General features: G+C 37.6%; 21 protein-coding genes and 1 other annotated feature. Of the genes, 1 reads left to right on the forward strand and 20 read right to left on the reverse strand.

All coding sequences use genetic code 11. The annotated features are described in order from the left end of the window. Positions 1-130: 130 nt before the first annotated feature. Complete coding sequence (locus UGRO018_RS15150) at positions 131-577, reverse strand: Spx/MgsR family RNA polymerase-binding regulatory protein (RefSeq protein ID WP_416327342.1); 447 nt, start codon at positions 575-577, stop codon at positions 131-133. A gap of 133 nt (positions 578-710) precedes the next feature. Further along, positions 711-914: a binding site (T-box leader), on the forward strand. 33 nt (positions 915-947) lie between these two features. Between UGRO018_RS15150 and trpS the strand changes: the two genes are divergently transcribed. Then, on the forward strand, positions 948-1,934 hold the full coding sequence (gene trpS / locus UGRO018_RS15155) for a tryptophan--tRNA ligase (RefSeq protein WP_416327343.1): 987 nt from the start codon (positions 948-950) through the stop codon (positions 1,932-1,934). A 31-nt stretch (positions 1,935-1,965) separates the two neighbouring features. On the opposite strand, the gene UGRO018_RS15160 is transcribed toward trpS, so the two are convergent. The 19 genes from UGRO018_RS15160 to UGRO018_RS15250 form a co-directional block, all read right to left on the reverse strand. After that, complete coding sequence (locus UGRO018_RS15160) at positions 1,966-2,796, reverse strand: undecaprenyl-diphosphate phosphatase (protein WP_416327344.1); 831 nt, start codon at positions 2,794-2,796, stop codon at positions 1,966-1,968. 75 nt (positions 2,797-2,871) lie between these two features. Then, on the reverse strand, positions 2,872-4,191 hold the full coding sequence (gene murD, locus UGRO018_RS15165; protein WP_416327345.1) for a UDP-N-acetylmuramoyl-L-alanine--D-glutamate ligase: 1,320 nt from the start codon (positions 4,189-4,191) through the stop codon (positions 2,872-2,874). Position 4,192: 1 nt separating this feature from the next. Then, positions 4,193-5,155 carry a phospho-N-acetylmuramoyl-pentapeptide-transferase gene (gene mraY / locus UGRO018_RS15170; RefSeq protein ID WP_416327346.1) on the reverse strand — a complete coding sequence of 321 codons (963 nt, stop codon included), beginning with the start codon at positions 5,153-5,155 and terminating at the stop codon, positions 4,193-4,195. Then, complete coding sequence (locus UGRO018_RS15175; protein ID WP_416327347.1) at positions 5,146-6,576, reverse strand: UDP-N-acetylmuramoyl-L-alanyl-D-glutamate--2,6-diaminopimelate ligase; 1,431 nt, start codon at positions 6,574-6,576, stop codon at positions 5,146-5,148. Before UGRO018_RS15175 ends, mraY begins: the two co-directional genes overlap by 10 nt. Then, positions 6,554-8,470 (reverse strand): penicillin-binding transpeptidase domain-containing protein, encoded by a 1,917-nt coding sequence (locus UGRO018_RS15180; RefSeq protein WP_416327348.1) that lies wholly within the window; start codon positions 8,468-8,470, stop codon positions 6,554-6,556. Before UGRO018_RS15180 ends, UGRO018_RS15175 begins: the two co-directional genes overlap by 23 nt. 409 nt (positions 8,471-8,879) lie before the next feature. Next, positions 8,880-11,063 carry a penicillin-binding protein gene (locus tag UGRO018_RS15185; protein WP_416327349.1) on the reverse strand — a complete coding sequence of 728 codons (2,184 nt, stop codon included), beginning with the start codon at positions 11,061-11,063 and terminating at the stop codon, positions 8,880-8,882. Between the two features lie 25 nt (positions 11,064-11,088). Continuing rightward, positions 11,089-11,397 (reverse strand): cell division protein FtsL, encoded by a 309-nt coding sequence (locus tag UGRO018_RS15190; protein WP_416327350.1) that lies wholly within the window; start codon positions 11,395-11,397, stop codon positions 11,089-11,091. 12 nt (positions 11,398-11,409) lie between these two features. Further along, positions 11,410-12,342, reverse strand: a complete 933-nt coding sequence (gene rsmH / locus UGRO018_RS15195) for a 16S rRNA (cytosine(1402)-N(4))-methyltransferase RsmH (protein ID WP_416327351.1) — start codon at positions 12,340-12,342, stop codon at positions 11,410-11,412. Then, positions 12,342-12,773: a division/cell wall cluster transcriptional repressor MraZ gene (gene mraZ / locus UGRO018_RS15200; protein WP_416327352.1), complete on the reverse strand. Its 432-nt coding sequence runs from the start codon at positions 12,771-12,773 to the stop codon at positions 12,342-12,344. The genes rsmH and mraZ overlap by 1 nt, the downstream gene beginning before the upstream one ends. Before the next feature lie 174 nt (positions 12,774-12,947). Then, a complete protein-coding gene (locus UGRO018_RS15205) occupies positions 12,948-14,519 on the reverse strand; it encodes a ClC family H(+)/Cl(-) exchange transporter (protein ID WP_416327353.1) in 1,572 nt (523 codons plus the stop codon). 55 nt (positions 14,520-14,574) lie between these two features. After that, positions 14,575-18,915, reverse strand: coding sequence for a PolC-type DNA polymerase III (locus tag UGRO018_RS15210; RefSeq protein ID WP_416327354.1), 4,341 nt, complete (start codon positions 18,913-18,915; stop codon positions 14,575-14,577). A 91-nt stretch (positions 18,916-19,006) separates the two neighbouring features. Continuing rightward, positions 19,007-19,390, reverse strand: a complete 384-nt coding sequence (locus UGRO018_RS15215; RefSeq protein ID WP_416327355.1) for an FMN-binding protein — start codon at positions 19,388-19,390, stop codon at positions 19,007-19,009. Continuing rightward, on the reverse strand, positions 19,387-19,860 hold the full coding sequence (locus UGRO018_RS15220; RefSeq protein ID WP_416327356.1) for a flavodoxin domain-containing protein: 474 nt from the start codon (positions 19,858-19,860) through the stop codon (positions 19,387-19,389). The genes UGRO018_RS15215 and UGRO018_RS15220 overlap by 4 nt, the downstream gene beginning before the upstream one ends. After that, positions 19,857-20,468: a TetR/AcrR family transcriptional regulator gene (locus UGRO018_RS15225; protein WP_416327357.1), complete on the reverse strand. Its 612-nt coding sequence runs from the start codon at positions 20,466-20,468 to the stop codon at positions 19,857-19,859. Before UGRO018_RS15225 ends, UGRO018_RS15220 begins: the two co-directional genes overlap by 4 nt. Before the next feature lie 101 nt (positions 20,469-20,569). Then, positions 20,570-21,382, reverse strand: coding sequence for a DUF368 domain-containing protein (locus UGRO018_RS15230; RefSeq protein ID WP_416327358.1), 813 nt, complete (start codon positions 21,380-21,382; stop codon positions 20,570-20,572). A gap of 109 nt (positions 21,383-21,491) precedes the next feature. Next, entirely contained in the window at positions 21,492-22,307 is an 816-nt protein-coding gene (locus UGRO018_RS15235; protein ID WP_416327359.1) for a MerR family transcriptional regulator, read from the reverse strand. A gap of 83 nt (positions 22,308-22,390) precedes the next feature. Further along, positions 22,391-23,350 carry a sodium:calcium antiporter gene (locus UGRO018_RS15240; protein ID WP_416327360.1) on the reverse strand — a complete coding sequence of 320 codons (960 nt, stop codon included), beginning with the start codon at positions 23,348-23,350 and terminating at the stop codon, positions 22,391-22,393. Between the two features lie 3 nt (positions 23,351-23,353). After that, positions 23,354-24,541 (reverse strand): MalY/PatB family protein, encoded by a 1,188-nt coding sequence (locus UGRO018_RS15245; RefSeq protein WP_416327361.1) that lies wholly within the window; start codon positions 24,539-24,541, stop codon positions 23,354-23,356. A gap of 123 nt (positions 24,542-24,664) precedes the next feature. Beyond that, positions 24,665-25,990: a 6-phospho-beta-glucosidase gene (locus tag UGRO018_RS15250; RefSeq protein WP_416327362.1), complete on the reverse strand. Its 1,326-nt coding sequence runs from the start codon at positions 25,988-25,990 to the stop codon at positions 24,665-24,667. Positions 25,991-26,132: the final 142 nt, after the last annotated feature.

Raw genomic sequence — 26,132 nt, forward strand, 5'->3', positions numbered from 1 at the left:
CTCGTTCAGCGCTCGTATATAATACCAAACATACTTCTTCCTGTCAACGCTTTTTTAAATCTTTTTCTCGATTTTTTCAACTTTTTTGCTATGAAAACACTTACAAGAGCTATATATATAAAAAAGCGGCTTATCTAGCCGCATTTTCTGCTCTTTCTCGTACCTTTCCACAAATCGGATAGTTCGCACAAGATGGATTACATGCCTTTTCTGCCGCAATTCGTAACTGAGGTGGAACAAGTGCTGTTATCTCATCATCATCATAACCTACCACGAAGCTTTTCTCACTTATCATGATCGGTCTTTTTAAGATACTTGGATTCTTTTGTATCAAGTCTACCAGTTCTTTCATAGAAAATTCATCTAAATCTCGATTTAATTCCTGAAAAGCTTTGGACCTTGTACTAATCAGATCCTCGGTTCCATTTTCAGAACGTTGTAATAGGTATTTTATTTCTTCCTCTTTTAATAATGTTGTAAAAATATTCTTCTCAATGAATTTCATATCATTGTCCTTCAGCCATTGTTTTGCTTTTCTACAGCTAGCACAACCCGGAGATGTATATAATATGATCATATCTGAACCTCCTTTAATTTCTATGTATATTATATAGGATAGTTTCGGCTAAAGGAAGTATTTTTTTTGAAATTCCTAGAATTTACATAGAAATTACTTGTCAACTGAAAAATGAAATAGTATGATAATAAAGGAAACCACGATGAGTTTGGATAAGTAGAATCTTCCTCTATGGCAAAGAGAGCTGATGTATGGTGAAAATCAGTACAAGGGAACGATTTGAATTGGGCCTTAGGAGTGGATCATAGTATGATCGGTGTCCCCACCGTTATCGGGAAGTGACTTTCATTTAGAAAGTAAGTTGGGTGGTACCACGTCAGACAAAAGCGTCCCTTCGTTGGTGCTTTTTTTATTTATAAGGAGGAATATGATGAAACGAATGTTAAGTGGCATTAAGCCAACAGGCAGATTGACTCTAGGAAATTATATCGGAGCTATCCGCAATTTTGTGAATTACCAAAATGATTATGAGATGTATATCTTCATCGCAAACATGCATGCCATAACGGTTCCACAAGAAAAAGCAGAATTAAAAAGAAACACCAAAGATTTAATTGCTTTATACATTGCTTGTGGTCTAGATCCAGAAAAAGTCACCATCTTTTTACAGAGCGATGTTCACGAACATGCAGAGTTGGGATGGATCATGACTTGTAACTCTTATATGGGCGAGCTTCAACGAATGACCCAATATAAAGACAAAACTGCAAAAGGAGAAACAGGCATTACAGCTGGATTGTTTACCTATCCTTCTTTGATGGCAGCGGATATTTTATTATATGATGCTGATTATGTTCCGGTAGGTGTTGATCAAAAACAACATGTAGAATTAACAAGAAATTTAGCGGAACGTTTCAACCATCGTTATGGTGATACCTTTGTGGTTCCTACACCGCTTGTAGAAAAACTAGGCGCTAAAATTTTTTCACTTCAAGAACCAACGAAAAAAATGAGTAAATCAGAGACCAATCCAAAAGGAACCATCGATCTTTTAGATGAGCCAGCTGTTGCTCGTAAAAAAATCATGTCAGCTGTCACGGATTCTATTGGAATTGTTCAATATGATCCACAACAGCAACCGGGTATTTCCAACCTTCTGACCATTTTATCAAGTTTAAATGGAGAATCAATAGAAGATATCGTTATACGTTATGAAGGAAAAGGCTATGGCGACTTTAAAAAAGAAGTCGGGCAAGCTGTATTTGATTTTTTAAGCAACCTTCAAGCGAAATACAAAGAGATCACAAGCAGTGGATTAATAGAAAAAGTAATCAAAGAGGGTGATGAAAAAGCACGCTTCATCGCCAGAAAAAAAGTAAACAAGGTCAAAAAGAAAATCGGCTTAGATATCTTCTAAAAAAAACTTTCCTTCATCGGAAAGTTTTTTATTAAATCACTTTAAAATATAAACATGCAAGTACGATAATACCTAAAACGATACGATACCATCCGAATAATTTAAAGTCATGTTTTTTAATGTAACTCATCAAGAAACGAATAACCAGAATAGAAACAACAAAAGCAACTACCATACCGGTTACTAAAATACCGATTTCCATTCCACTAAACGCCAATCCGAATTTCACCATTTTCAATAAACTTGCGCCAAACATAACCGGAATTGCGAGGAAAAAAGTGAATTCCGCAGCGATCGTACGACTGACACCGATCATCAAACCACCAATGATGGTCGCTCCACTTCTACTAGTTCCCGGAAAAATAGCTGCAATCAATTGGAAGATTCCAATAATTATTGCATCTTTGTAGCTTAATTCTTGCAATGTTGTAACTCTTGCTCGTTTATTCTTATTACCATTCTCTATAATGATAAAGGCAATACCCACCAAAATCAGCATAATTGCAACAACAATAGAATTATAAAGATGTTCATCCAACCAATCATCCAATAGAATTCCTACAACAGCGGCCGGAACACATGCGACAAGAATTTTACCCCATAAATTCATAATGTCATAACGAATCAATGGTCGATTTTTATTTTTTAAATTCAAAGGGAAGATCTTGTGCCAGTATAGTAAGACAACTGCAAGGATTGCCCCTAGCTGAATCACAACCAGAAATACATTCCAGAATTCTTCAGAAACCTTCATTGGCAGAACTTCTTCAAATAGAATCATATGCCCAGTGGAACTGACTGGCAACCACTCTGTCACACCTTCAACGATTCCATATAATATAGCTTTAATAATTTCGAACATAACAGACTCCTTTTCTGATTTCTATACCATTTTATCCCAAAACTATAAAAAGTACAATCCTGTTTTTCTAACAATTTACTTACAATTATCTAAATAATCATGTACGATTTCTTTAAAGTACTTCCCTCTTACCTCATAATTCGGGAATTGGTCATAGCTACTGCAGGCTGGTGATAATAAGATCGTATCCCCTGCGCATGCAAGTTTGATTGCTTCTTCAAGCGCTTGTTTCATATCTTCTTTTTCGATTACATGAGTAAAGATATCCTGGAATTTATGTTTGGTTTCACCAAAAGAAATACAGCATTTGATTCTTTCATCATATCGTTTTAAATCATCAAAGCTAATTCCTTTATCATGTCCGCCTGCCAACAAGATGATATTTTTTTCAAAAGAAGATAGTGCCGCAGTTACTGCATGGGTGTTGGTTGCTTTACTATCGTTATAAAATTTGACACCATCTGCTTCTCCTACAAATTCCAAGCGATGTTCTACCGGTTCAAATGAGCGAATGGTCGCTTGAATATCTGGAATGCTGACACCGAGCTTATATGCCATACAGCTCGCTACCATCGCATTGCTTAAATTATAGTCACCTACGATAGGAAACATCGTTTCTTCAAATAGTAAGGTATCGTGCAAGTATACTGCACCATCTTTACGATATAGATCCACATCTGTTCTTGTCAAGGAAAAATCTATGACCGTACATGGGATATCTTTGGCATATTCCATGACCGTAGCATCATCTACATTACGTAGAAACCAATCATCTTTTTGGCAATTTTCATAAATTTTCATCTTGGAAGCATAGTAAGCATCTACACTTGGCATATAATCCAAATGATCTGGTGCTAGATTACAAACCACGCTCACGCTTGGTTCAAATTTTTCAATACCGAGTAACTGGAAATTACTCAATTCTAATGCAACATCTTTTTCTTCCGTTTCATATTCATATGCTAATTCACTTAAGGGCCAACCGATATTACCGGCGACAATTGCTTTTCCATTATGCTTCAGCATTTCATAAAGCATGGTCGTAATGGTTGTTTTTCCATTGGTCCCGGTAACTGCACCATATCGAAAACGTTTGGCATAGCGATATCCAATTTCTACTTCTGTTAGTATTTTTATCTTATGGTCCACAAAATATTTCACAAATGGGACAGTATATTTGATGCCGGGGTTTTTAACCACAAAAGCCCAACCATCATGTTTTAAGGTCTCAGGGTGGCCTTGTTCTTCTACATGTATTCCCATCGCTTTTAATGCTTCTTTTTCTTTGATTACAGACATATCTGTGATCGTTACCTCATACCCATGACGATGTAATAGCTTACTGACTGCTACACCACTTTTCGCCGCACCGATTACCAAAACCTGTTGTTTCATATCAGATCACTCCTAACCATAAACCAACTGCCGCACAAAGAAAGCCAATGCTCCAAAACATCAATACTACCTGAGTTTCTTTCATTCCACACATTTCAAAATGATGGTGGATAGGTGCCATTTTGAATACACGTTTTTTTGTCAACTTATAGCTAGTTACCTGAATTACAACAGATAATAGTTCCATAACGAAGACACCGCCAATGATGATTAGCAATAATTCTTCTTTTAAAATCATAGCAGTTGCGGCCAAAAGGCCACCTAATGCCAATGATCCGGTATCTCCCATAAAAATCTTCGCAGGATGTAAATTGAATTTCAGATAACCGATCAAGGAACCACAAACCGCCAATAAGAAAATCGCTAGATCCGTATTTTTCTGTAATAAAGCAAATACGATAAAAGGCGCAATTGCCACAAGTGAAGTTCCAGCAGATAAACCATCTAATCCATCAGTCAGATTCACGGCATTGCTTTCACATGTAAACATAAAGAAAATCAAAACAAAATATAAAAATCCTAATTGTAGTGTCATATGAACTACAGGTATTTGTATCGTTGTTTCTGCGACTTGTACATATAGAAAGTAAAAAATAACTGCCAAAACCGATTGCATGAAAAATTTCATACCTGGCTTTAGTCCATCATTATTTTTCTTAACAACGATCAAAAAATCATCAATAAAACCAATCAATGCGTATCCTAAATAGGCAAATACAACGATCAACATATTCATAGAAGTAAATGCCTTAGGGTTTAAGATCAATGTCACGATAATCGGAACCAGTACAAACACCATACCACCCATCGTTGGCGTACCACCTTTTGCTTTATGACTTGCCAAGCCTTCTTCTCGTTCCACCTGTCCGAATTTGATCTTATGTAGGAACGGGATCAGCTTTGGCATCACCAAAAGTGTGACGATCAAAGAACACCCGAACGCAAGTATATAATTTATTTCCAATGGTTTTCCTCCTCACATAATCGTTTATATACGATATCTCTATCAGAAAAGGGATAGCTATGACCATTTACGATCTGTGATGTTTCACTTCCTTTTCCAGCGATTATTATTATATCACTATTTTGTGCATATTTAACAGCATGTTTTATCGCAAAGTAGCGATTTTCAAATATTTCCACATGTGGTTTTGGAAATGTGATCATATCACTCAAAATATGATGGACTGCTTCACCTCTGGGATTATCAGCTGTAAATATCGCTATATCGCTATAATAAGCAACGATATCCCCCATGATCGCACGTTTTTTCTGGTCTCGATCCCCTCCACAACCGACAATAGTGATCACCCTTCCTGTTGCTACTTGTTTCGCAAATTCAAGTAATTGAAATAAGGCATCCGGTGTATGGGCAAAATCGATCCAAATATGATAACCAAAACCTTCTATCACTTCCATCCTGCCTGCGACTCCTTTGACCTTTTCACACACCGTTTTCAATTGTTCAAGTGGGATAGAAAGCCTTCTTGCGGCCGCAATGACGCTTGTCATATTATATACATTGATCATTCCTAATAAGGAAACATGAAACATTTGCTGTTCAATAGAAAAAGAACTATCATGATCAGACAATGCAATATCATGAATCAATAAATGTGCATCTTTACAACCTATGGTCAAGCAAGGTCCCTGATAAAGCATAGGCAATTCTCGCATTTCTTTGAGATCCTTGTTGTAAATGATGATGCCATTTTCTTTTAAATAGCGACGTAGCTTAAACTTAGTGAATCGATAATGCGTTTTGGTTATATGGTAATCTAGATGATCTTGTGTAATATTAGTATAGATAATAATATCAAATTGAATAAAACAAATGCGGTTGGCATCTATGGCATGAGAACTGACTTCCATCACGATCCCATCTAATGATAGACTTTGTGCAAGATGAAACAAATGTGCCAAAAGAAACCGTTCTGGAGTCGTATTGGCAATGGTTTGCTTTTGATCGAGATATCGTACCTCTTTGGTACCGATACGCATCATTCTTTTTCCACAAAGATTCATGACCTGCTCAAGATAAGCAGCAACACTTGTCTTTCCATTGGTCCCGGTTATCCCAATGACAGTCAGATGCTCGCAAAGATTACCATAATATAATTCTATTAAAACTTGTGAAATCGCTTCTATACTTTTTACAGTATACACATTGGGCATCTCAACTTTTTTTTCGCATAACACAACTGCACCTATTCGCAAAGCCTCTTTGATGAATTGTGTTTGTTGTAGATTGGTTACGTTCCAACATACATAAATCCAATCTTTTTTAAGCCACCTAGTATCATCACTGATTCCTTGAATGATACGAGTATCTTCACATTCAATATGAAGTAGATGAAAAAGTTTATTTAACTGAGTCGTTGCCAAGATAGATCCATACCTCCCCTTGTTCACCTAAGGTCGTCCCTGCTTCAGGCATTTGTTCCATAACAGTATCTCCTTCTCCTATGAACGTGAACGTAATACCTTCCTGTTGTACCTCTTTTTTCTTTTTTCCTACAAAGTCCTTGACCTTTACATTTTCGGTTTCCGGCCATACCAGTTTCTTCGGTATTTGATCATCAACCTTCTCCACACCAAGATATGGTAAAATATCCTCGTAACAAGCCTTTGCAATTGGCGCTATGACCGTTCCTCCATATAACACATCATTTTTCGGACTATCAGCCGCAATATATAATACGATTTTGGGATCATCGATTGGTGCTGCACTCAAAAAAGATAAGACATAATTCGAACTAGAGTAAACCCCATTTTCTGCTTTCTGTGCTGTTCCTGTTTTTCCTCCGATTTTATAGCCTTCCATATAGGCAGGCTTACCTCCACCATTGGCAACCACACTTTCCAAAGCATAGCGCATCTTTTTACTTGTATCCTCTGATATTACTTTTCTGTTTACGGTCGGTTTCTGTTCCATGATAACTTCATCACTGATAGGATCATTTACGCTTTTTGTGATATAGGGCTTATATAAGGTACCGCCATTGACGATAGCCGAAAATGCTGTTACCAACTGAATTGGTGTGACACTCAATCCCTGTCCAAAAGCCACGGTTGCCTGTTCTACTTCTCCCATTGCTTCTTTTTTAAACATGATTCCTGAACTTTCTCCCGGAAGATCGATTCCTGTTTTTTCTCCGAAGCCAAACTTTTTCACATATTCAAATTCATTATCCAATCCCATTCTTCTCGAAATTTCCACAAAGCCCGGATTGGAGGAATTTTCTAATACTTGTAGGAAAGTTTGTAGACCATGACCTCCTGCTTTCCAAGACTTGATCCTTGCACCGCCTACCATCTCATAACCATGATCCATATACGTATCTTTAAACATATCAAACAGGTTTAATTCCAGTGCAGAGGCAAAGGTCACTGATTTAAATGTTGAACCAGGCTCATAGCTCATCCAGATCGGCAAGTTACGATTATAAACATCACTGGAATAGTCTTGATAATGATTAGGATCAAAATCAGGCTTACTCACCATAGCCAACACTTCCCCGGTATTAGGATCCATTGCCAAAGCCAAGGCACTTTTCGGACTGTATTTTTTTACTAGATTGTTAATTTCTCGTTCAAGGATATCCTGTATGTTAGAGTCAATGGTCAATTTGACATTCATACCTCTTCCTGGTGCTTCATAATTTTCCTGGTATAGTTCTACATTATGTCCCTTTGCGTCAAAAGGTATATGAAGTGCACCACTTTTCGCTGTTAAAATTTCATCATATTGTAGTTCTAATCCCGCAAGCCCTTGGTTATCGATTCCGGTAAACCCCAAAACTTGAGCCAGATAATTGTTATTGGGATAATTACGTAAACTATCTTGTACCAGATAGACTCCATCAAGATCCATTTCTTCTAATTTTCTAGCTTTATCATCACTGATCAATCGTCCTTCCGGTTGAATCTTTTGCGTAGATACATGCTTAGATATGGTTTCTTTGATCTTTGCTTTATCAGCTTCCAGCACTTCGCTAAGCTTTTCTGCTGTTTGATCAGCATCTTTGATTTGAGCTGGTACAACCATAACGCTTGTACTAGGGATATCATGAGCCAGCACTTTCCCATTTTTATCCAAAATAGAACCACGAAGTCCGGCAACGGTAAAATCACGTTCCCATAAGGAGAGAGCCTTTTCCATAATATCTTCATGATGAAAAATCTGTTCATATCCAAGTTTTCCTAAAATACAGCCAAAAATCATGATCGTACATAGAAAAATGACCGTGATTCTTTTTTTCACTTTACCTCGTAGCATGTTATACACCTCATAATCAGTGTATGACCAACAAGAAAAAAGCAGAACATGCTTATGTAATGTGGTTCAAATGATACAAAAAAGAGATATTCATAATACAGAATACCCCTTTCTGATATATTGACTCATCGCTCTTCCAAAATGAAATCCGAATGTCTAATCACAATGAATCATCCATCAATGATATCTTGGTCTATCATAAGTCAGATACCTAAAAACATACATCATTCAAAATTCAATCTATGCATACATATAAAGGAACGAATGCCGCAACTTTCATCATACTATTTATCTTCGATAGCAAACGATTGTGTGATTATCGGTGAACTAGCTTCTATGACCGCTTTACCACAATACTCAATTCGTTGTCTTTATTTGATTGATTCCATTTCAATATTAGACATTTACATTATTTTAGTTTTACTGTAATCTCGCTATCTGCATTGATAGCTTGTCCTTTTTTCACGCTTTGTTGGTAGACAGCTCCACTACCTTCCATCTGAATTTGAATCCCGGTTAATTTCCAGAAGGCTGTCACATCTTTCATGGTCCATCCACTCATATCCGGCATGGTAATTTTGGTACCATCCGTTAATAAGAAAATATTTTGACCACTGATGATTGCTTCCTCAGATGCGGGATATTGAGAGATGACACTGGTACCATTACCGATGATCACTTTATCTACACTCATGCTCTTTAATTTATTCTCTGCATAATCCAAAGAATGATTAACTAAAGATGGCATGGTATATTCTTCATAGTGATTCGTTTTCTTTTCACTGTTGGCATTTGAAGAAGCTCCGGTAATACCTTGAGCAGTTAAAATTTCACGCATTGCATCTTTAAAATATTCACGGCTGAAATTGGTATAATCGCCGCCTTCAAATGCATAGTATACCATGACTTGAGGATCATCTGCAGGCGCCGCTGCCATGACAGAGATGGTCCATCTACCACCAACATAGCCTTTAGAAGATGAAATCTCACCGGTACCAGTTTTCGCAATGACATCGACATCATCCATTTTAAATACCGTACCTGTACCTTCATCCACTACCTGTTTCATTAGTTTTTTCATATACTGACTGGTTTCTTTGGAAATCGGTGTTCCTACTTGCTGTGGTTCATATTGTTCGATCACCTTATGAGAATTACTATCCTCAATACGATCAACAACATATGGTCGCATCATTTTTCCATCATTTAAAATGGCAGTATATCCTTGTACCATTTGAAGCGCCGTTACATTGATACTTTGTCCAAAGCCGGTAGATAATTTTTCTGCAGCATAATTAAAATTAATATTTCCTGTTGGATTTTCTATAAACGGAATATCTACGCTTTTTAAAAAGCCAAACTTATCCAAATAATTACGATAGATATCCGGTGTAATATAATTGGTCAATAATTCACAAATCGCAATATTACTGGAAATTGCAAAACCTTTATCAAAAGAAAGTACGCCATGGGTTTTCCCTTCCGCATCTTTGATCGGGCTAGTGATAGCTTCACTTTGAGAACTCACACGTATGATTTTTCCATCTTGTGTTTCAGAAAAATAAAACACATTTGCGGTATAGTCTTTATTATATGGATATTTCCCACTATCTAAAGTTGCCGAATAGGTAAATCCTTTCATAACGGATCCCGGTTCATAAATGGATGTATTATAATCCGCATAGTTTTCCAAGTCATTACGTGTATTTAAATCAAAGGAAGGATAACTGGTCCATCCTAAGATCTTCCCTGTTTTAACTTCTACTGCAAGCGCCCATCCTTTTGTGACCTTGCCAGGAAACTTCATCGTTTTCTGCATTAAATTTTCCAAAGCAAGTTGCGCATTTTGATCAATGGTTAAAACCACATCATTCCCATCTTGCTTATATTTATTTGTGTAACTGGTTCCTGGTAACGTATTGCCATTCTTATCAATTTTACTGACAACTTCTCCATCGCTACCGGTAAGCTGTTCATTCATAGTGCCTTCCAAGCCCATTTTACCCAAAATCTTCTTTTGTTCTTCATCATATTGTGCATATCCGATCAAACTACTCGCAAAATAACTATTTGGATATTTACGTTCCACTGTCATGGTAAATTCTATCCCAGGAAGATCAAGTGCTTCAATGCTCTCCTTAACGGTAGGGCTGAGTTTTTTTCCTTTGGTTCCCAACTCTGTTTGATATTTCCCTGCCGCTTTCGCATCACTCAACTTATTCTTGACATCACTTTCTTCCATACCAAGTTTTTCACTTAAAAGTTTTGCCGTATGATCGATATCCGTTACATAAGCAGGAACATCACCGATTCCTTTTCTGCTTTCATCTAAATAGGCAATCAACGTATAAGTATTTTCATCTGTCGCAATGATTTCGCCATTGCGATCATAGATGGTTCCTCTGCTTGCCGTTACGGTTGAAGTTTTTGTTTCATTCCCATACGTTTCTTTATAAGCAATGATATCTTGACCACTTCTTAAATGCGTATGTGTAACCACAGTAAAAAGGACATTGGACACAAGGATGAATGTCACAAGTCCCATGATGATAGCCATAGATAATAATGTACGCTTGCTTCTTCTTGGATTCACTTATACCACACCTTGCTTATCAACATCATTCTTTGTTTCCGTCGATGACAGTTACATTATCTTGGTTCGTTTTCAGATTTTCTTTCTCTGCGACCTTCATGATATTTTCTCTACTTTGTAAATTGGTCACAGTCGTTTCCAAATCTGCTACTTTTTCTTCTAATTCCTTTTGATTTTGTTCCAGCTTGGTCTTTTGTACAGATAAGCTGTAGTTATAGCTTTGAAGACCATATTTTGCACCTAAAAAGACCAGTATTGCTACTGTAAACATTAAAGTTGCCAAACCTTCAATTCTTAATTTTCTTTTTCTTTTCACGATTTTTGCTTTTGCCATTTCTTGTTCACCCTACCTGACTCTTTCTATTATTCTTAATTTCGCACTATGGCTTCTATTATTTTCTTCTAATTCTTCTTCGCTTGCGATGATCGGTTTTCGATTGACCAATCGATATGGCGCTTCCTCAATCTCACTTGGAAGAAGTGGAATTCTTTTATCAATTTGTGGTCCCTTGCTTCTTGAGGCAAAAGTTTCTTTCACAATACGATCCTCTAATGATTGAAAGCTGATGACTGCTAATCTTCCGTTTGGCATCAACAGATCCAAAGCATCTTCTAATACGATTTGTAATTCTCTTAACTCATCGTTGACCGCAATACGAATTGCTTGAAACACCTTTTTCGCCGGATGTCCTTTTTTATTTAACACTTTGCTAGGTAATGCTGATTTAATTACATCTACCAATTCAAAGGTCGTATCGATTGGTTTTACCGCTCTTGCTTGTTCTATTTTTCTTGCGATTTGTTTGGAAAAGGATTCTTCTCCATATTGATAGAAAATGCGAACCAATTCATGATAATCCCATGTATTTACGATTGTCCAAGCACTGATTTCTTGTGATTGATCCATACGCATATCCAAAGGAGCATCGAAACGATAACTAAATCCTCGTTGTGCTTCATCAAATTGTGGACTGGATACACCTAAATCTAATACCATCCCTGAAATAGAGGTGATACCATATTTCGTCAATTCTTTTTTCAATTGTGAAAAACGGTTGTGAATAAGTGTAAAGTTATCCCCAATCTTTGATAAACGTTCTCTTGATTCCGCTATGGCACTTTCATCACGATCAAAAGCGTATAAATGCCCATTCGGTATTCTTTTCAGTATTTCTGAACTATGGCCGCCTCGTCCTAGCGTACCATCCACATAAATACCATCAGATTGAATATGTAATCCCTCAATGCTTTCCATCAATAACACACTGTAGTGTTTCATTACATCAAAAACTCCGTAAGGTTTTCAGCGATTTCTTCAAAAGAATCGCTTCCTTCTTCTTCTACAGGTTCCCAGGCTTCTTTTGCCCAGATTTCTACATGGTTTGCGGCACCGATGATACAGCATTCCTTTTGAATGGATGCGATCTTGATGAGGGATGCGGGAAGTAAGATCCTTCCCTGATTGTCAATATCACATTCAGCAGCTTTGCTCGTCATCATACGGACGAACATACGAGCATCTTTCTTGGTAGAAGGTAATTGCATGAGCTGTTCATAAATCTTTTCCCATTGTTCCTTGGTATACACAGCTAGACAACCATCTAATCCACGTGTCACGATCACATGCTCACCTAGTTCCTCACGAAACTTTGCAGGAATGATGATACGCCCCTTCTTATCAATATTGTGTGCGTACTCACCCATGAACATGCGATTCACCTCCACTTTCTACCACTTTCTGCTACTAATCACCACCATTATACCTCTTTTCATTATCTTTGTATAGAAAAAATGCAAATTTTTTCAATTAACATTTTTTACCAATTTTCCCTTTCTTTTTCGCTTTTCTCTCAAAAAAAGCGAGAACCTGATAAAGTTCTCGCTTCATTCCCATGATTGTGTACAACACTTTTCCAACTCATGTTGAATATATGGTGCATCATCGTCATTTAATAGTGCTATTAAGGTATCTCCTGTATGGAGCATTGTACTACCTTTTGGTATGATTTCCTTGCCTTGTCGTTCAATACTGATGATCAAACATTTATTGGGCCATTTTACATCTTTGATTGCTTGATCACAAATAGGAGAACCTAGTTGAACCACACATTGTACGATATGTTTTTCTCCACCGAAAGCATCTGGATTTACGCCGTTTTTTATCAACAAGCGATGCAATAAGCTTTCATATATCGGCTCACAACGCAACAAGGAAGCACATAGATATGCAACCAAAGAAACAATGGCAAGTGGTAGTAAATGAGTTAGTGTTCCTGACATTTCCGCAATCAATATGATACCGGTAATCGGTGCTCGTACAATTGCCGCAAAAGCTCCTGCCATCGCCATAATGATGAAATTGGTAAGAAATCGTTCTGGAAAACCAAACATCTGAATTGCGATGCTTCCAAAAATCGCTCCTACAAAGCTTCCTAATACCAGCAATGGAAAAAAGATACCACCAGGTGCCCCAGAACCAAAACTAATCAAGGAAAAAGCAAACTTACATACCAGAAGCAATAACAAAGTTTCGATTACAAAGTTATGTCCTTCACTCAGCATCTCGATCATGCGATGTCCACTCCCCAATACCTCTGGTAAACAATATGCCAAACATCCGGCTATCAATAGCGGTATCATCACACCATATCCTGAAAGATTCCATTTTCTAAACAACGCTTGTACTTTCATAGTTGCCTTATTATAAAGCACACCACCCAATCCACATAACATACCAAGCAATAAGATCATGCCATAATAAGACAATGGTAAGGTTTCCTCTACTACAAAATGAAAGGCAGGCGATAAACCGAAGACATTCCTTGAAATAAAATCCCCGGTAACCGAAGCACACATCACACTGATCAACACCGATACACTGAAGTTTTTATGAATTTCTTCTAATGCAAACATCACACCAGCAAGCGGAGCATTAAACGCCGCTGATAAACCCGCTGCTGCCCCACATGTCAACAATAAGCGCTCCTCCATTTTTACCTTATGAAAAATTTTGGAGATCCCCTTTCCTGCCATGGCACCTAATTGGATACTTGGTCCCTCTCTTCCAAGTGATAAACCACCGCAAGCACATAATAGACCGCCTGTGATCTTCGCCAATAACACTCGATACCATTTCTGATCGATGAACGACATCATTTCCCCTTCTACTTGAGGAATACCGCTTCCAGAGATCAATGGTTCCACTTTTAATAACCATGCTACCATAAAGCCTATGATGATCAAAACAACAAACCATCCGACAAGATACCATAGATTCTTTTGGATCATCGTCGTCACCCAGGTGATTCCCTCTTCTGCATAGCCTAAAAGAATGCGATAGACCACTGCAATCAAGCCTGCAATCAGACCTGTTGCGATCCCCTCTAGGATCAACATATATTTAAAATGGTCTGCAGTATTCAAAACATGCATGGTCGAACCCCTTTTTGTTTTCATAACATCCCTCTTTCTTATCATGATCCTTTCAACTTTCACTCGATTTTGCTATCGATCAAAACAATGACATCTGATTTTCATCTTGAAGTCCATCCAATACTCCCATAGATTCTAGCTTTTTGATGAGCGTTCCGCTCAAAGAAGTACGACGCCCTAAATCTTCTTTGGAAAGGAATGGTCCATTCTTTCTTGCTTCTACTACGGTATCCGCAACACTTTCTCCCAACCCATCAATGCTGGTAAATGGAGGAATGATTCGTTTTGGATCTTGTGGATCTACAATGAATTCTTTTGAGGTAGATGTCATCAGATTGATATTCTCAAAATAATACCCTCTTAATACCATCTCCAAAGCAAGTTCCAATGTATTATAAGTATCCTTATCTTTCTTTGTTACATCTCGTTTTGTCTCATTATTTTTCATCATATCATTGATATCTGCCATTCTCTGTCGAATCGCATTTTCTCCCTTGATCATGGTTTCGATATCATAAGCATCACAACGAATAGAAAAGAACATACAGTAATAATACAGTGGCTGATGAACCTTGAACCAGGCAATACGAATTGCCATCATGACATAAGCAACCGCATGCGCCTTAGGAAACATATATTTGATCTTTCTACAAGAATCGATATACCAATCTTCTACACCATTGGCCTTCATATCCGGCAACCATTCCTCTTTTAATCCCTTACCTTTACGAACTGATTCCATGATCGTAAAGGCAAGCTTTGGTTTCAATCCCTTATGAAGCAAATAAACCATGATGTCATCTCGACATCCAATCACGCTCTTCAATGTACAAATTCCGTTATCGATCAAATCCTTCGCATTGCCCAACCATACATCGGTTCCATGACTCAAACCTGAAATCTTTAAAAGTTCATCAAAGGTAGTAGGTCTTGTTAATTCCAAAATTCCCCTTACAAAAGGTGTACCAAATTCTGGCAATCCTGCAGCTCCGGTGACTTCATCATAACGACTGGTATCACAATGTAGTGCTTCCACACTTGAAAATAAGCTCATTGTTTCAGGATCATTCATCGGTATCGTACGTACATCAATTCCACTCATACGCTCTAACATCTTCATTGCTGTCGGATCCACATGCCCCAAAATATCAAATTTCAAAATATTATCATGAATCTGATGGAAATCAAAATGAGTTGTTTTCCATTCCGCAAATGGATTGTTAGCGGGATATTGCACAGGTGTAAAATCATGAACATCCATATCCAAAGGAACCACGACAATACCACCCGGATGCTGTCCTGTAGTACGTTTGACACCTTCACATCCCTTTGCCAATCGAAGTACTTGTGCATTTCGCATACTACCTTCTATTCCCATTTCCTCTTCATAACCCTTCACATATCCGAATGCTGTTTGCGTTGCGACAGTACCAATGGTGCCTGCACGATAAACATGACTTTCTCCAAATACCTCTTTGGTGTAAGCATGGGCATTGGGTTGATAGTCTCCGGAAAAGTTCAAGTCAATATCGGGTACCTTATCTCCTTCAAACCCAAGGAAGGTTTCAAAGGGGATATCATGTCCATCACCACGAATGATTTCTCCACAATTCGGACATTCCATATCCGGTAAGTCATATCCATTTAATACACTACCATCCGTAAAGAAATTTACATAATGACATTTCGGACACACATAGTGAGGGGACAAGGGATTTACCTCCGTGATTTCCGACATGGTCGCTACAAAGCTGGAACCTACGGAACCTCGACTACCTACCAAGTAGCCATCATTCAATGATTTTTTCACCAAAAGATGTGAGATATAGTAAACCACATAATAACCTGCGCCGATGATACTATCTAGTTCTCTTACCAGACGTTTTTCCACAATTTCCGGTAAGATCGGTCCATATTTCTTATGCGCATTTTCAAAACATATTTCACGAAGCTTTTGATCTGAGCCTTCGATATCAGGTGGGTATAAGGCATCCTTTACCGGTCTTAATATCGCAATTTGATCGGCAATGGCTCTTGTATTTTTTATGACAATATCCTGCGCACATTGTCTTCCCAGCCATTCAAATTCATCTAACATCTCTTGTGTCGTTCTTAGATGCTGATCCGGTCCTTTGAATCTTCTACGCTTTTCCTGGTTGTATAAATATAAAGGATGACGTCCTCCTCCAATAGCCTGGGAATTGATATAAATATCTCTTGTCATTTTTTCTTCAGGATGCACATAATGGGCATCACTGGTAGCGACTATGGTTTTCCCTAATTGATCTGCCATATCTACGATAGCCATGATGACTTCTTTTAGACGCTCTTCGCTTTCGATCGAATTTTGATCGATCAAGAATCGATAATTGGCCAATGGTTGAAGTTCAATATAGTCATAAAACTGCATAACTCGCCTCAAATCATCTTCACTTCCCGTTCTCGCCATGTCAAAAACCTCTCCATTGACACAACTAGAACCGATCAATAAATTCCCATTTACTCGCCGTTTTTCGATTTCTTTACGAATGATTCTTGGTTCCGCAACGATATTAGCACTGCTTTTGTGATTATAGCTTAAATATTCTGTATGGGATAGGGTGATCAATTCAAATAATTCTTTCATTCCCGCCATGTTTTTCACAAGGATCGTAACATGCTTATCACGCACCTTGTTGAAACATTGGATATCTTGCATATCCTGAAGATCTTTTAACGTAGGAATATGCTTTAATTCATTCAACATATGCATAAAAACTTGAGCCAAAACATTCGCATCATAATCCGCACGGTGGGCTCCTCCACCTTCTTCGTAAGCAATGCCGAATTGTCTAGCTAAGTTTCCTAAACGATAGGCCTTTCGATCATACATGGTTCTTGCCAAATCCAAGGTATCTACGACCGGATTCATCAATGGCTTTCTACCGATTCGTTTCAATGCTTCATTCAAGAAACCATAGTCAAAGGTCGCATTGTGTGCTACCAAGATACGATCACCGATAAAGTCCAGTATTTCATCTACACACTCTTCGAAAGATTTGGCATTTCGCACATGTTCTTCGCTAATACTGGTAAGCTCTGTAGTAAATGCACTCAATGGAACCGGTGGCTTGATAAACATCTGTAAGGAACGTACACATTCTCGATTTTTTACAATTTGCGCACCAAATTCAATGATGTGATCAAAACGTGGAGATAGCCCGGTGGTCTCAAGGTCATAGACACAGTATTCGCCTTCCTCCAACTTGGTATCATCTGCATTTCTTACGATACGAAGGATGGGATCCACCATATTCATTTCTACGCCATATAAGATCTTCATAGGATGCTCAGGGTCTCTTCCCTTATTAATGCCATCCACACAGGTTTGTGCTGTTGGGAATGCCTGAACGACACGATGGTCGGTTAATGCAATTGCATCCATTCCCCACTCATTTGCTGTTTTAATGTATTCCGTGATATCACAAACACCATCCATTTCGGATAGCTTTGTATGTACATGCAACTCTACACGTTTTTCTTCTGCTTCATCTACTCGTTTGACCTCTTGGATCTTTTCAATCACATGAGGCATAAATACAAGTTCACGACTATACATGTCATACTCGACATTACCATAAGCAATGACACTATCCCCAACCTTGATTTCATTTAGAACCTCTTTGGTAACAGCTCCTCGTTCAAAACGCTTCATGATGATTGCATCATCACTATCCGCAATCCATAGCGTCATGATATCTTTTCCATTACGCAAGGTTCGTACTTCTGTTTCAAAGATCTTGCCTTTGATTTTGATATCATGGCATTCTTCATTAATGTCATGTATTGAAAAAGGCACATACATATCTAATCCTTTTTTTCCTTTTGGTTTAAAATTGTAATTCTTTTTTTCCTCAAAAGTTTGAACCGGACGAGGTGCTTCTTCCTTCACCTTTATGGTAGGTATGCTTTGATTCAACACCATTTCCTCTACATGTATTTCTAACTTTAATCCAACATCAGATAAAAAATCTTGTACCAAATGTTTATTTTGAATCGCCTTATCACGTTCTAACTCATCTGCGATATGATAAATAAGATAGTGATCCTCTAAAGAGGGCAAACTATCCGCAAAAATACGTAAAGCAGGATATCGTTCTACATAATAACGAATATAGTCACTCACGTTTACCAAGGTACTTTGGGTATCGGTTGCACTTATTTTGACCTCTACCTGACAACGTGTGATCTTTGCCAAACGCATACAAAAAACATTCCACACATCAAATGGTAAGACTTGTTTTAACGACAACTCCATATGAATACGGTGGGAATTTTTATAATACACAGGTTTCATCACAAAAGACCCATCTTCAAAATATTGAAGATCAGGATGATCCTGTTCCATCCTTTTTACTAAATCCACTAATTTCAGTTCCATAAGATTCCTCATTTCCACTTCCATTATGATACCATTTTTCAGGGATAAAAAAAAGGAAAAACCCATAGATTTCTTTTCCTGAAATCTTGATTTATCCTTGATCAAAACTTAATGCCGCTTCACATGCTTTTCTTATTGCACGTGAGCTGATGGTAGCACCACTGATCTCATCTACATCGATACGATTTTGTTGAAGCATCTGTTCTGTGATTTTTTCTGCTTCTTTTCCCAACCCATGCTCATGTGTCATCAGATCTATGGATCGTAGCCTCCCATCCTTCACTTGAACGGAAACAACCACCTTGACTAACCCCGTTTGACATGTCCCCATATAGTTACCGTCTTCGATCTTTGATAGATCAACGCTTTGAAATGTTAATGCATCACTCATCTCTTGTGTTTCTTTCATTTTGGAAAACATAAAGCCGATCAAAAGCACGATTACAACACATAATCCTAATAGAAGCTTTTTCATACCTTACCCCAATCAATGATCTGTTGGATGTTGGTTTCATCCCAAAGCTCGTACACCTTCTTTTTATCAATTTTCTCTAATAACTTCTTCTCTTTATTTACCATCGCAATGATCTTTTGCTCAAAAAATCCCATTTCAGGAAAATTCAAGACACCACCGACACCTATGATCATGCTTAATTTTTTCGTAGCCTCATTTAAATGATCCTGCGCCGTTTTGTAGGCATCATCCTTATTTAATCCTACAAGACATAACGCCATATTAGGATGCGAGGAGTTTTTTATATATTGCACCATTGCTTTATTCATACCTCCCATATACACCGCACAAACGCATAGAATTTTTTCATATGCATCATCTTGAGCTGTTTCATCGATAGATTTCACATCTGCATGCCATTGATCTGCGAATCGCTCTGCGATTTGTTTAGCACTCCCATGTTTGGAATAATATCGTATCAAAACATTCATTTTACATACCTCAACGATCCGATCAGCATCTTTAATTGCTCTTGGATCAACCTTTCTTGTTGTTTTCCTTTTACTTGTTCTTTGATGATTCGATCGATCAGACCATATACACCACACCAAATACATTGTGCTCTTCGCTCTACATTCTCACAAATATAGATTCCTTGACGCTTTCCTTCTTCAATTTGCCCGCAAAGCATTTGTATACTTGATCTTTCTTGAGAAAGTCCTTCTTTCAACATCTGCGTTTGCGCAGCTATGGAAGGATATTTTGCATTCATTAAGATGGAATATAGCTCCTGTCTTTCCAGCATTCCTTTGATATAGGCGTAAAACATTGCATAGATCGTTTCATCCAGTGTTAACCCTTGCGTATTTGTTTGTCTTAGAATCGCCAAGATATCTTGGTAACCATCTGATACGATTGCCTTCATCAAAGCTTCCTTATTAGCAAAATAATGATATAAAATACCCGGCGTCATATGAATACGATCTGCCAATTTTCTCATAGACAGGGTTTCTAGCCCTTGTTCTATCATCAATTTTTTTGCTTCTTCAAGGATTTCATATCTTCTTTTTTCTATCTGTTCTTCATCTTTGATCCGCATAACATCACTCCTATGTTTATAAATTAAACAGTGTTCAATTTATAAACAGTATACCATGATTTTCTATTCTGTCAACATAAATCAAAAAAAAGAATGCATTTTCAGCATTCTTCCTTATCAAATCGTAAGAGGATAGAAATCAACAATATTCCTGCACATAAGCTAAACATACAAAGGATCCATTCCCCTTTCAAAGGCAATCCGGGTAGAATTTCAAATACAGAACCTATGACAAAACCAAAAATCACCAAGTAGGTAGCTTGTGTATAGCGTTTCATCAGCATTTCCAACAATTTTGTCGTTGAAATGATACCAAGCATCAATCCGATACCAAGCGGAATCAAAAAGGGTAAATAACATTCGGATATGGCATGCATGGTCGTATCATACATTCCCAGAAGCAATAACATATAAGACACGCTAATGCCAGGTAAAACAAGTGCTATGGCGCTTACAAACCCGGCAATGATCAACCATAAGATCTGTACAAGGCTTTGTTGGTCTTGTTGAAAGTTAAAACTTTGAAGCTTTGTTAGTAAGAAAACAGTCAATACACCAAGAAAAGGCAAGAAAATAACGTTAAAATGGAATCGATGAACATTCGCTTTTTTCAATATCAAAGGAACGCCTCCCAAAACAATTCCAATAAAAAAATAAAGCATTGGCCGAGTCCATAATGCGATTGCCGTTAGGATAGGATTCGCAAACAGCACCATTCCCATCAAACCTCCAAGACTAAAAAGAAGTAAGAAAAGAATATGCTTCTTAGTATCTTTGCGAAAGGAACTGACCGCAGTGATCAATCGATCATAGATTCCCAATATCATTGCCATGCTACCACCGCTTACACCCGGTACCAGCATCGTGCTTCCCACAAAAAGACCTTTGATCAAAGTCATAAACCAATCCTTCATCATCATACCTCCATCCATATCATATGAATAATTGATTGCATTATACAGGAAGCATTCCATCTTCACAATGCTTTTATGTATCCTTAACCGATTCTTAACATTTATGTTTCTATCGCTTCTTAACCGGAGAATATATTTCAGTTATAAAATCCTTTTCTTCCACTTGTGTTGGATCTGTGACATAGACATCAAAAGGTGCATCCACATATGTATACCCTTCCACTTCCATCCACTCTCGCTGTCTTGCGTATATGGATGTGATTTGATCATAGGATCCATATAACTTAGATTTCAAACAAAGTCCTGGTGAAAAATCTTTTGTCCCTGTTGCGTACTCTTTTACCGGCAATAAAAACTCCATATCGTATCCATCTTTTTCATAGGTGCTATGATAAATGGTGATCGGAGGTTTTATCACACTCAAATGAAGTACTTGACTTTTTTCATATAAAGCATAAATAATAGCGCCGTATCCTTGATCACAATCCTGTTTTGTCATTCTTCTTCGATCTGATAATACATACATTGTTTCTACTTCCACAAGTTCTACTTCGATATCTTCTAAGTATGATAACATCGATTTTCCTTGTTTCATAGAAGTGATATCCTGTTCCATCTGGTCCATGGTTAAAAGTAAGCGATCGCTTTTTTCTTGTAATTCTTTTTTCTTGTGTTGCATTGCGTTGATAAAACAATCTTGGGAACCATTGGAATGTATAAGCAACTGCTTGATTTCATCCAAAGAAAATGCGTATCCTTTTAAACGATCGATCAATAGCATCTGTTTCATTTGATCAATGGTATAGTAACGATAACCACTGGATGCATTGATCTTTGCCGGGTATAACAACCCTATTTTTTCATAATAACGAAGCGTTTTGGTAGAAACCTTACATATTTTTGAAAATTCACCAATAGATAACATGAGCTGACCTCCTTAACAAGGATATACTTAGCGTAAAGGATTTAGAAAATTTATGCAAGAAAAAAGTACGTAACAGGACGTACTTACATACTTAACACAATACTTACTACATAGGATAATAGGATCAATACACCACAGATCCTTACCAAAGGCTTTTTCTTTTTGAAATAAAGTAGTCCAAGTGCACAGAACATTGAGAAAATACCAAACAACAACAAATTCAAGACCTGTGGCTCATTGACATAAATTCCACCTTTGATATATAAGACATCCGCAAAGCACAGAATGATAAAATTAAATAAGTTACTACCAACAATGTTGCCAAATGAGGCATTAAAATTACCCATACGAACCAAATTCACAGATGCGCTTAATTCTGGAAGGCTGGTTGCGATGCCAAGGAAGATTGCTCCCGCTACCGTAGCTCCTAGTTGCAATTCATCTGCCAGTCGATCAGTTACCTGTGTTAATAAAATACTGACGATAACAAGTGCAATACTAAATAGAGCAAAGCGAATCGCTATTTGTTTCACACTTAAGGATATATAAATTTCATCATCTTCTGTTGTACCAGTATCATCATCTCCCATTGATTTGACATTGATGAGATAAACGATCAAGATAGCGATCGACATGATATTTACCTTAAAGAATCCTGCTCCGATTTCGATTGGTTTTAATATTGCAAATAAGACCATAACATACATCACGATACCAAAAATCAAGGTATACTTATGTGATTTAGATAAATTCGCATGTTGATAACGATTTGCCGTAAATAGTAAAAGACCACCGATCACACATAAATTAAAGATATTGCTTCCTAATACATTTCCTTGTACAAGATCCGGTTGGTCCAGTGCCAATACAGCCGTTAAAGAAGTAAATAATTCCGGTAATGATGTAACAGCAGCTAACATCACACCCCCGATAAATGCTCCGGATAGATTTGTTTTCTTATCCAAACAATCCACATAATAAGACAATCGTACCGATAGATATACGACCAGTACGGCCAAAATCAAATATTCAAGATATAACATAATTTAATTCCCTTCCTGAAATTCTTCGCATAAGCGTTCTACACATTCTTCGATCAAACATCTTGGACATGCAAGATTGATCCTTTCATATCCCTTACCGGCTTCTCCAAATAAATAGCCTTCATCCAAAATCAGGCCTTGCTTCCACATTCTTTGTTCCAGTTCTTTTTCATTTTGACAATAATAACGCATATCTACCCATAGTAGATAAGTACCTTCCCGCTGAGTAAGGATGGCATGTGGCAAATGTTTTTTCAAATAATCTCTCACAAACGCATCATTTGCATCAACATAACGATTTACTTCCTCTAACCAAAGTTCACTATCCTGTTTTGTATAAGCCGCAATGCATGCAGCAACCGCAAAGTTGTTAGGACCTTGAATGGATAAACGCTCTCCTACGAATTCTTTCCATTTTCTTTGCCACTTCAAATTGGTTATGATGATATTGCTGATTTGAAGACCTGCTAAATTAAAGCTCTTACTAGGAGCTGTACATGTCACGATGTGATCGGCATAATCTTTTGCTAGCTTCCATAGTGGTATATGTCGATAACCTGCTTTGATCAAATCACAATGAATCTCATCACTAATGATCCATTTCCCATATTTTTTAGCTGTATTGACAACTGCCATCAATTCTTCTTCTCGCCATACACGTCCTACAGGATTATGTGGAGAACAAAGAATCATTCCTTTTACATCATCTCTAGCCAACAAAGTATCTAAATGTTCGATATCCATACGATACGCTCCATCCTCTTCTATCAAAGGATTTTCAACTACCTTACGCTTTGTTGCTTCTATCTTTGCTTTGAATGGATAATAAACAGGTGTAGATATCACGATACCATCGCCTTCTTCACTCATAATTTCAATCAAATATGCAATGGCCGCAACCACCCCACCTGCATAAAAAATAGAAGAAGGTTCTATCGTCCAATCAAATCGCTTTTGAAACCATCCACACACCGCTTCTTTATATTCCTTTGAAAAACCTGTATGATAGCCATAAATCTGTTCCTTTACTTTATCTTGTAATGCCTGTTGAATAGATTGACTACATGGAAAATCCATATCCGCAACCCAAAGAGGCAAAGGCTTTTTATTTCCATCAATCGGAAACGGTTTATCCCACTTGATGCTTCCTGTATGTTTCCTTTCTATCAATTGATCAAAATCATAATTCATGATCTTACACTCCTTTTTCCAATATTGATATTATATAACACAGATAGGTAACATTCAAATAAGAAAAAGCACTTCTGATTCGATCCTTGATCAAAATCTTAAAAAGTGCTTTTCCAATTCCTTTTATTTCTTAAAAAATTGTGGCAAATATTCTTTATGCGCCTCTAATAATTCATCCACTACAATATTTGCTAAAGTATCACTTGGACATAATGGATTCATATTCAAAGCTGTTACAGCTAAATCACGATTTCCTGTTACTGCCGCTTCACAAACCAGACGTTCGAAAGTTTTGATTGTTTGAATCGTACCGTTAATTTGTGTTTTTAATTCACCTGTCGCAATAGGTTTTGGACCATCTGCTGTGATATAACATGCAACCTCTACGGCACTGTCCGCAGGAAGATTGGTAATGGTACCATTATTTCTAACATCCACATATTGGATATCACCTTTATTTGTATAAATTGAAGCAATCAAATTACAAGCTGCATCACTATATTTCGCACCACCACGTTGAGCAAGCTGTTGTGGTTTCTCTGCAAGTTCTTCGTTTTTATAAATCTCGAATAGTTCTTCCTCAACCTTACTGACAACCTCTCCACGTACCGTTCCTGTTTTAAACTGTTCCAATTCCTCTTCCAATTGTTCCTTTGTAAAGAAATAATAATTATGATATGGACAAGGAATTGCATGAAGTCCTCGTATAAAGCTTGGAGAATAAGGAAGTGAAACAAAGTTTTTCATGGAAATGGTATCTTCTGCATCAATATTCGCATAACGCTCTACTACTTCATCAATCACACTGACACCATCCACAAAAGCATCCGTCGCAAAAATATGGTGATTTACACCCTGAAGTTCCATAGTAACTCGATGTTCTTCCACATCCATGATTTTCGCAATACCTGCGACCATATTCACAGGAACATTACATAAACCGATGACTTTCTTAAAATCAGTATAACGTAGTACTGCTTCCGTTACCATACCTGCTGGATTGGTAAAGTTGATCATCCATGCATCCGGACACAATTCTTGCATGTCTTTCACGATATCCATGATGACCGGGATGGTACGAAATGCTTTAAACATACCTCCGGCACCATTGGTCTCTTGACCGATCATACCATGAGATAATGGAATACGCTCATCTAATACACGAGCCGGTAAACGTCCGATACGCATTTGCGTAGTTACAAAATCTGCGTCCTTCAATGCTTCTCTTCTATCGTATGATAAGATTACCTTCATTGGTAATCCGGCTTTCTTTACCATTCGTTGTGCCAAAGCGCCCACGATTTCCAGCTTTTCTCTTCCTTCTTCAATATCTACTAACCATAATTCAGATACCGGTAATTCATCATAACGTTTGATGAATCCTTCTACTAATTCAGGAGTATAAGAGGAACCTCCTCCGATCGTCACAATTTTAACACTTTTTTTCATTTTCTGCCTCCTATGGTCTATACCACACACTCTTTCATTATAACCGCTTCCATTCAAAAAATCAACTGGAATGATAAGGGTTTCAAGATTCCTTTTTCAAAGCGTGTGTTTCCTCCGGTGCAGTGCTTCATGCATGAGCAAA

The organism is Hoskinsella mucinilytica (assembly GCF_045223415.1).
Lineage (GTDB): Bacteria > Bacillota_I > Bacilli_A > Erysipelotrichales > Erysipelotrichaceae > Hoskinsella > Hoskinsella mucinilytica.

Coding starts and splice junctions, on each gene's coding strand:
- UGRO018_RS15205 (WP_416327353.1), bottom strand. CDS start 14,519: ATGAAAACAAAAAGGGGTTCGACCATGCATGTTTTGAATACTGCAGAC.
- UGRO018_RS15215 (WP_416327355.1), bottom strand. CDS start 19,390: ATGAAAAAGCTTCTATTAGGATTATGTGTTGTAATCGTGCTTTTGATC.
- UGRO018_RS15235 (WP_416327359.1), bottom strand. CDS start 22,307: ATGTTATCTATTGGTGAATTTTCAAAAATATGTAAGGTTTCTACCAAA.
- rsmH (WP_416327351.1), bottom strand. CDS start 12,342: ATGAAACACTACAGTGTGTTATTGATGGAAAGCATTGAGGGATTACAT.
- UGRO018_RS15160 (WP_416327344.1), bottom strand. CDS start 2,796: ATGTTCGAAATTATTAAAGCTATATTATATGGAATCGTTGAAGGTGTG.
- UGRO018_RS15225 (WP_416327357.1), bottom strand. CDS start 20,468: ATGCGGATCAAAGATGAAGAACAGATAGAAAAAAGAAGATATGAAATC.
- UGRO018_RS15250 (WP_416327362.1), bottom strand. CDS start 25,990: ATGAAAAAAAGTGTTAAAATTGTGACGATCGGAGGAGGTTCCTCTTAT.
- UGRO018_RS15230 (WP_416327358.1), bottom strand. CDS start 21,382: ATGAAGGATTGGTTTATGACTTTGATCAAAGGTCTTTTTGTGGGAAGC.
- UGRO018_RS15190 (WP_416327350.1), bottom strand. CDS start 11,397: ATGGCAAAAGCAAAAATCGTGAAAAGAAAAAGAAAATTAAGAATTGAA.
- murD (WP_416327345.1), bottom strand. CDS start 4,191: ATGAAACAACAGGTTTTGGTAATCGGTGCGGCGAAAAGTGGTGTAGCA.
- UGRO018_RS15180 (WP_416327348.1), bottom strand. CDS start 8,470: ATGCTACGAGGTAAAGTGAAAAAAAGAATCACGGTCATTTTTCTATGT.
- UGRO018_RS15245 (WP_416327361.1), bottom strand. CDS start 24,541: ATGAATTATGATTTTGATCAATTGATAGAAAGGAAACATACAGGAAGC.
- UGRO018_RS15210 (WP_416327354.1), bottom strand. CDS start 18,915: ATGGAACTGAAATTAGTGGATTTAGTAAAAAGGATGGAACAGGATCAT.
- UGRO018_RS15220 (WP_416327356.1), bottom strand. CDS start 19,860: ATGAATGTTTTGATACGATATTATTCCAAACATGGGAGTGCTAAACAA.
- UGRO018_RS15150 (WP_416327342.1), bottom strand. CDS start 577: ATGATCATATTATATACATCTCCGGGTTGTGCTAGCTGTAGAAAAGCA.
- UGRO018_RS15240 (WP_416327360.1), bottom strand. CDS start 23,350: ATGTTATATCTTGAATATTTGATTTTGGCCGTACTGGTCGTATATCTA.
- trpS (WP_416327343.1), top strand. CDS start 948: ATGAAACGAATGTTAAGTGGCATTAAGCCAACAGGCAGATTGACTCTA.
- mraZ (WP_416327352.1), bottom strand. CDS start 12,773: ATGTTCATGGGTGAGTACGCACACAATATTGATAAGAAGGGGCGTATC.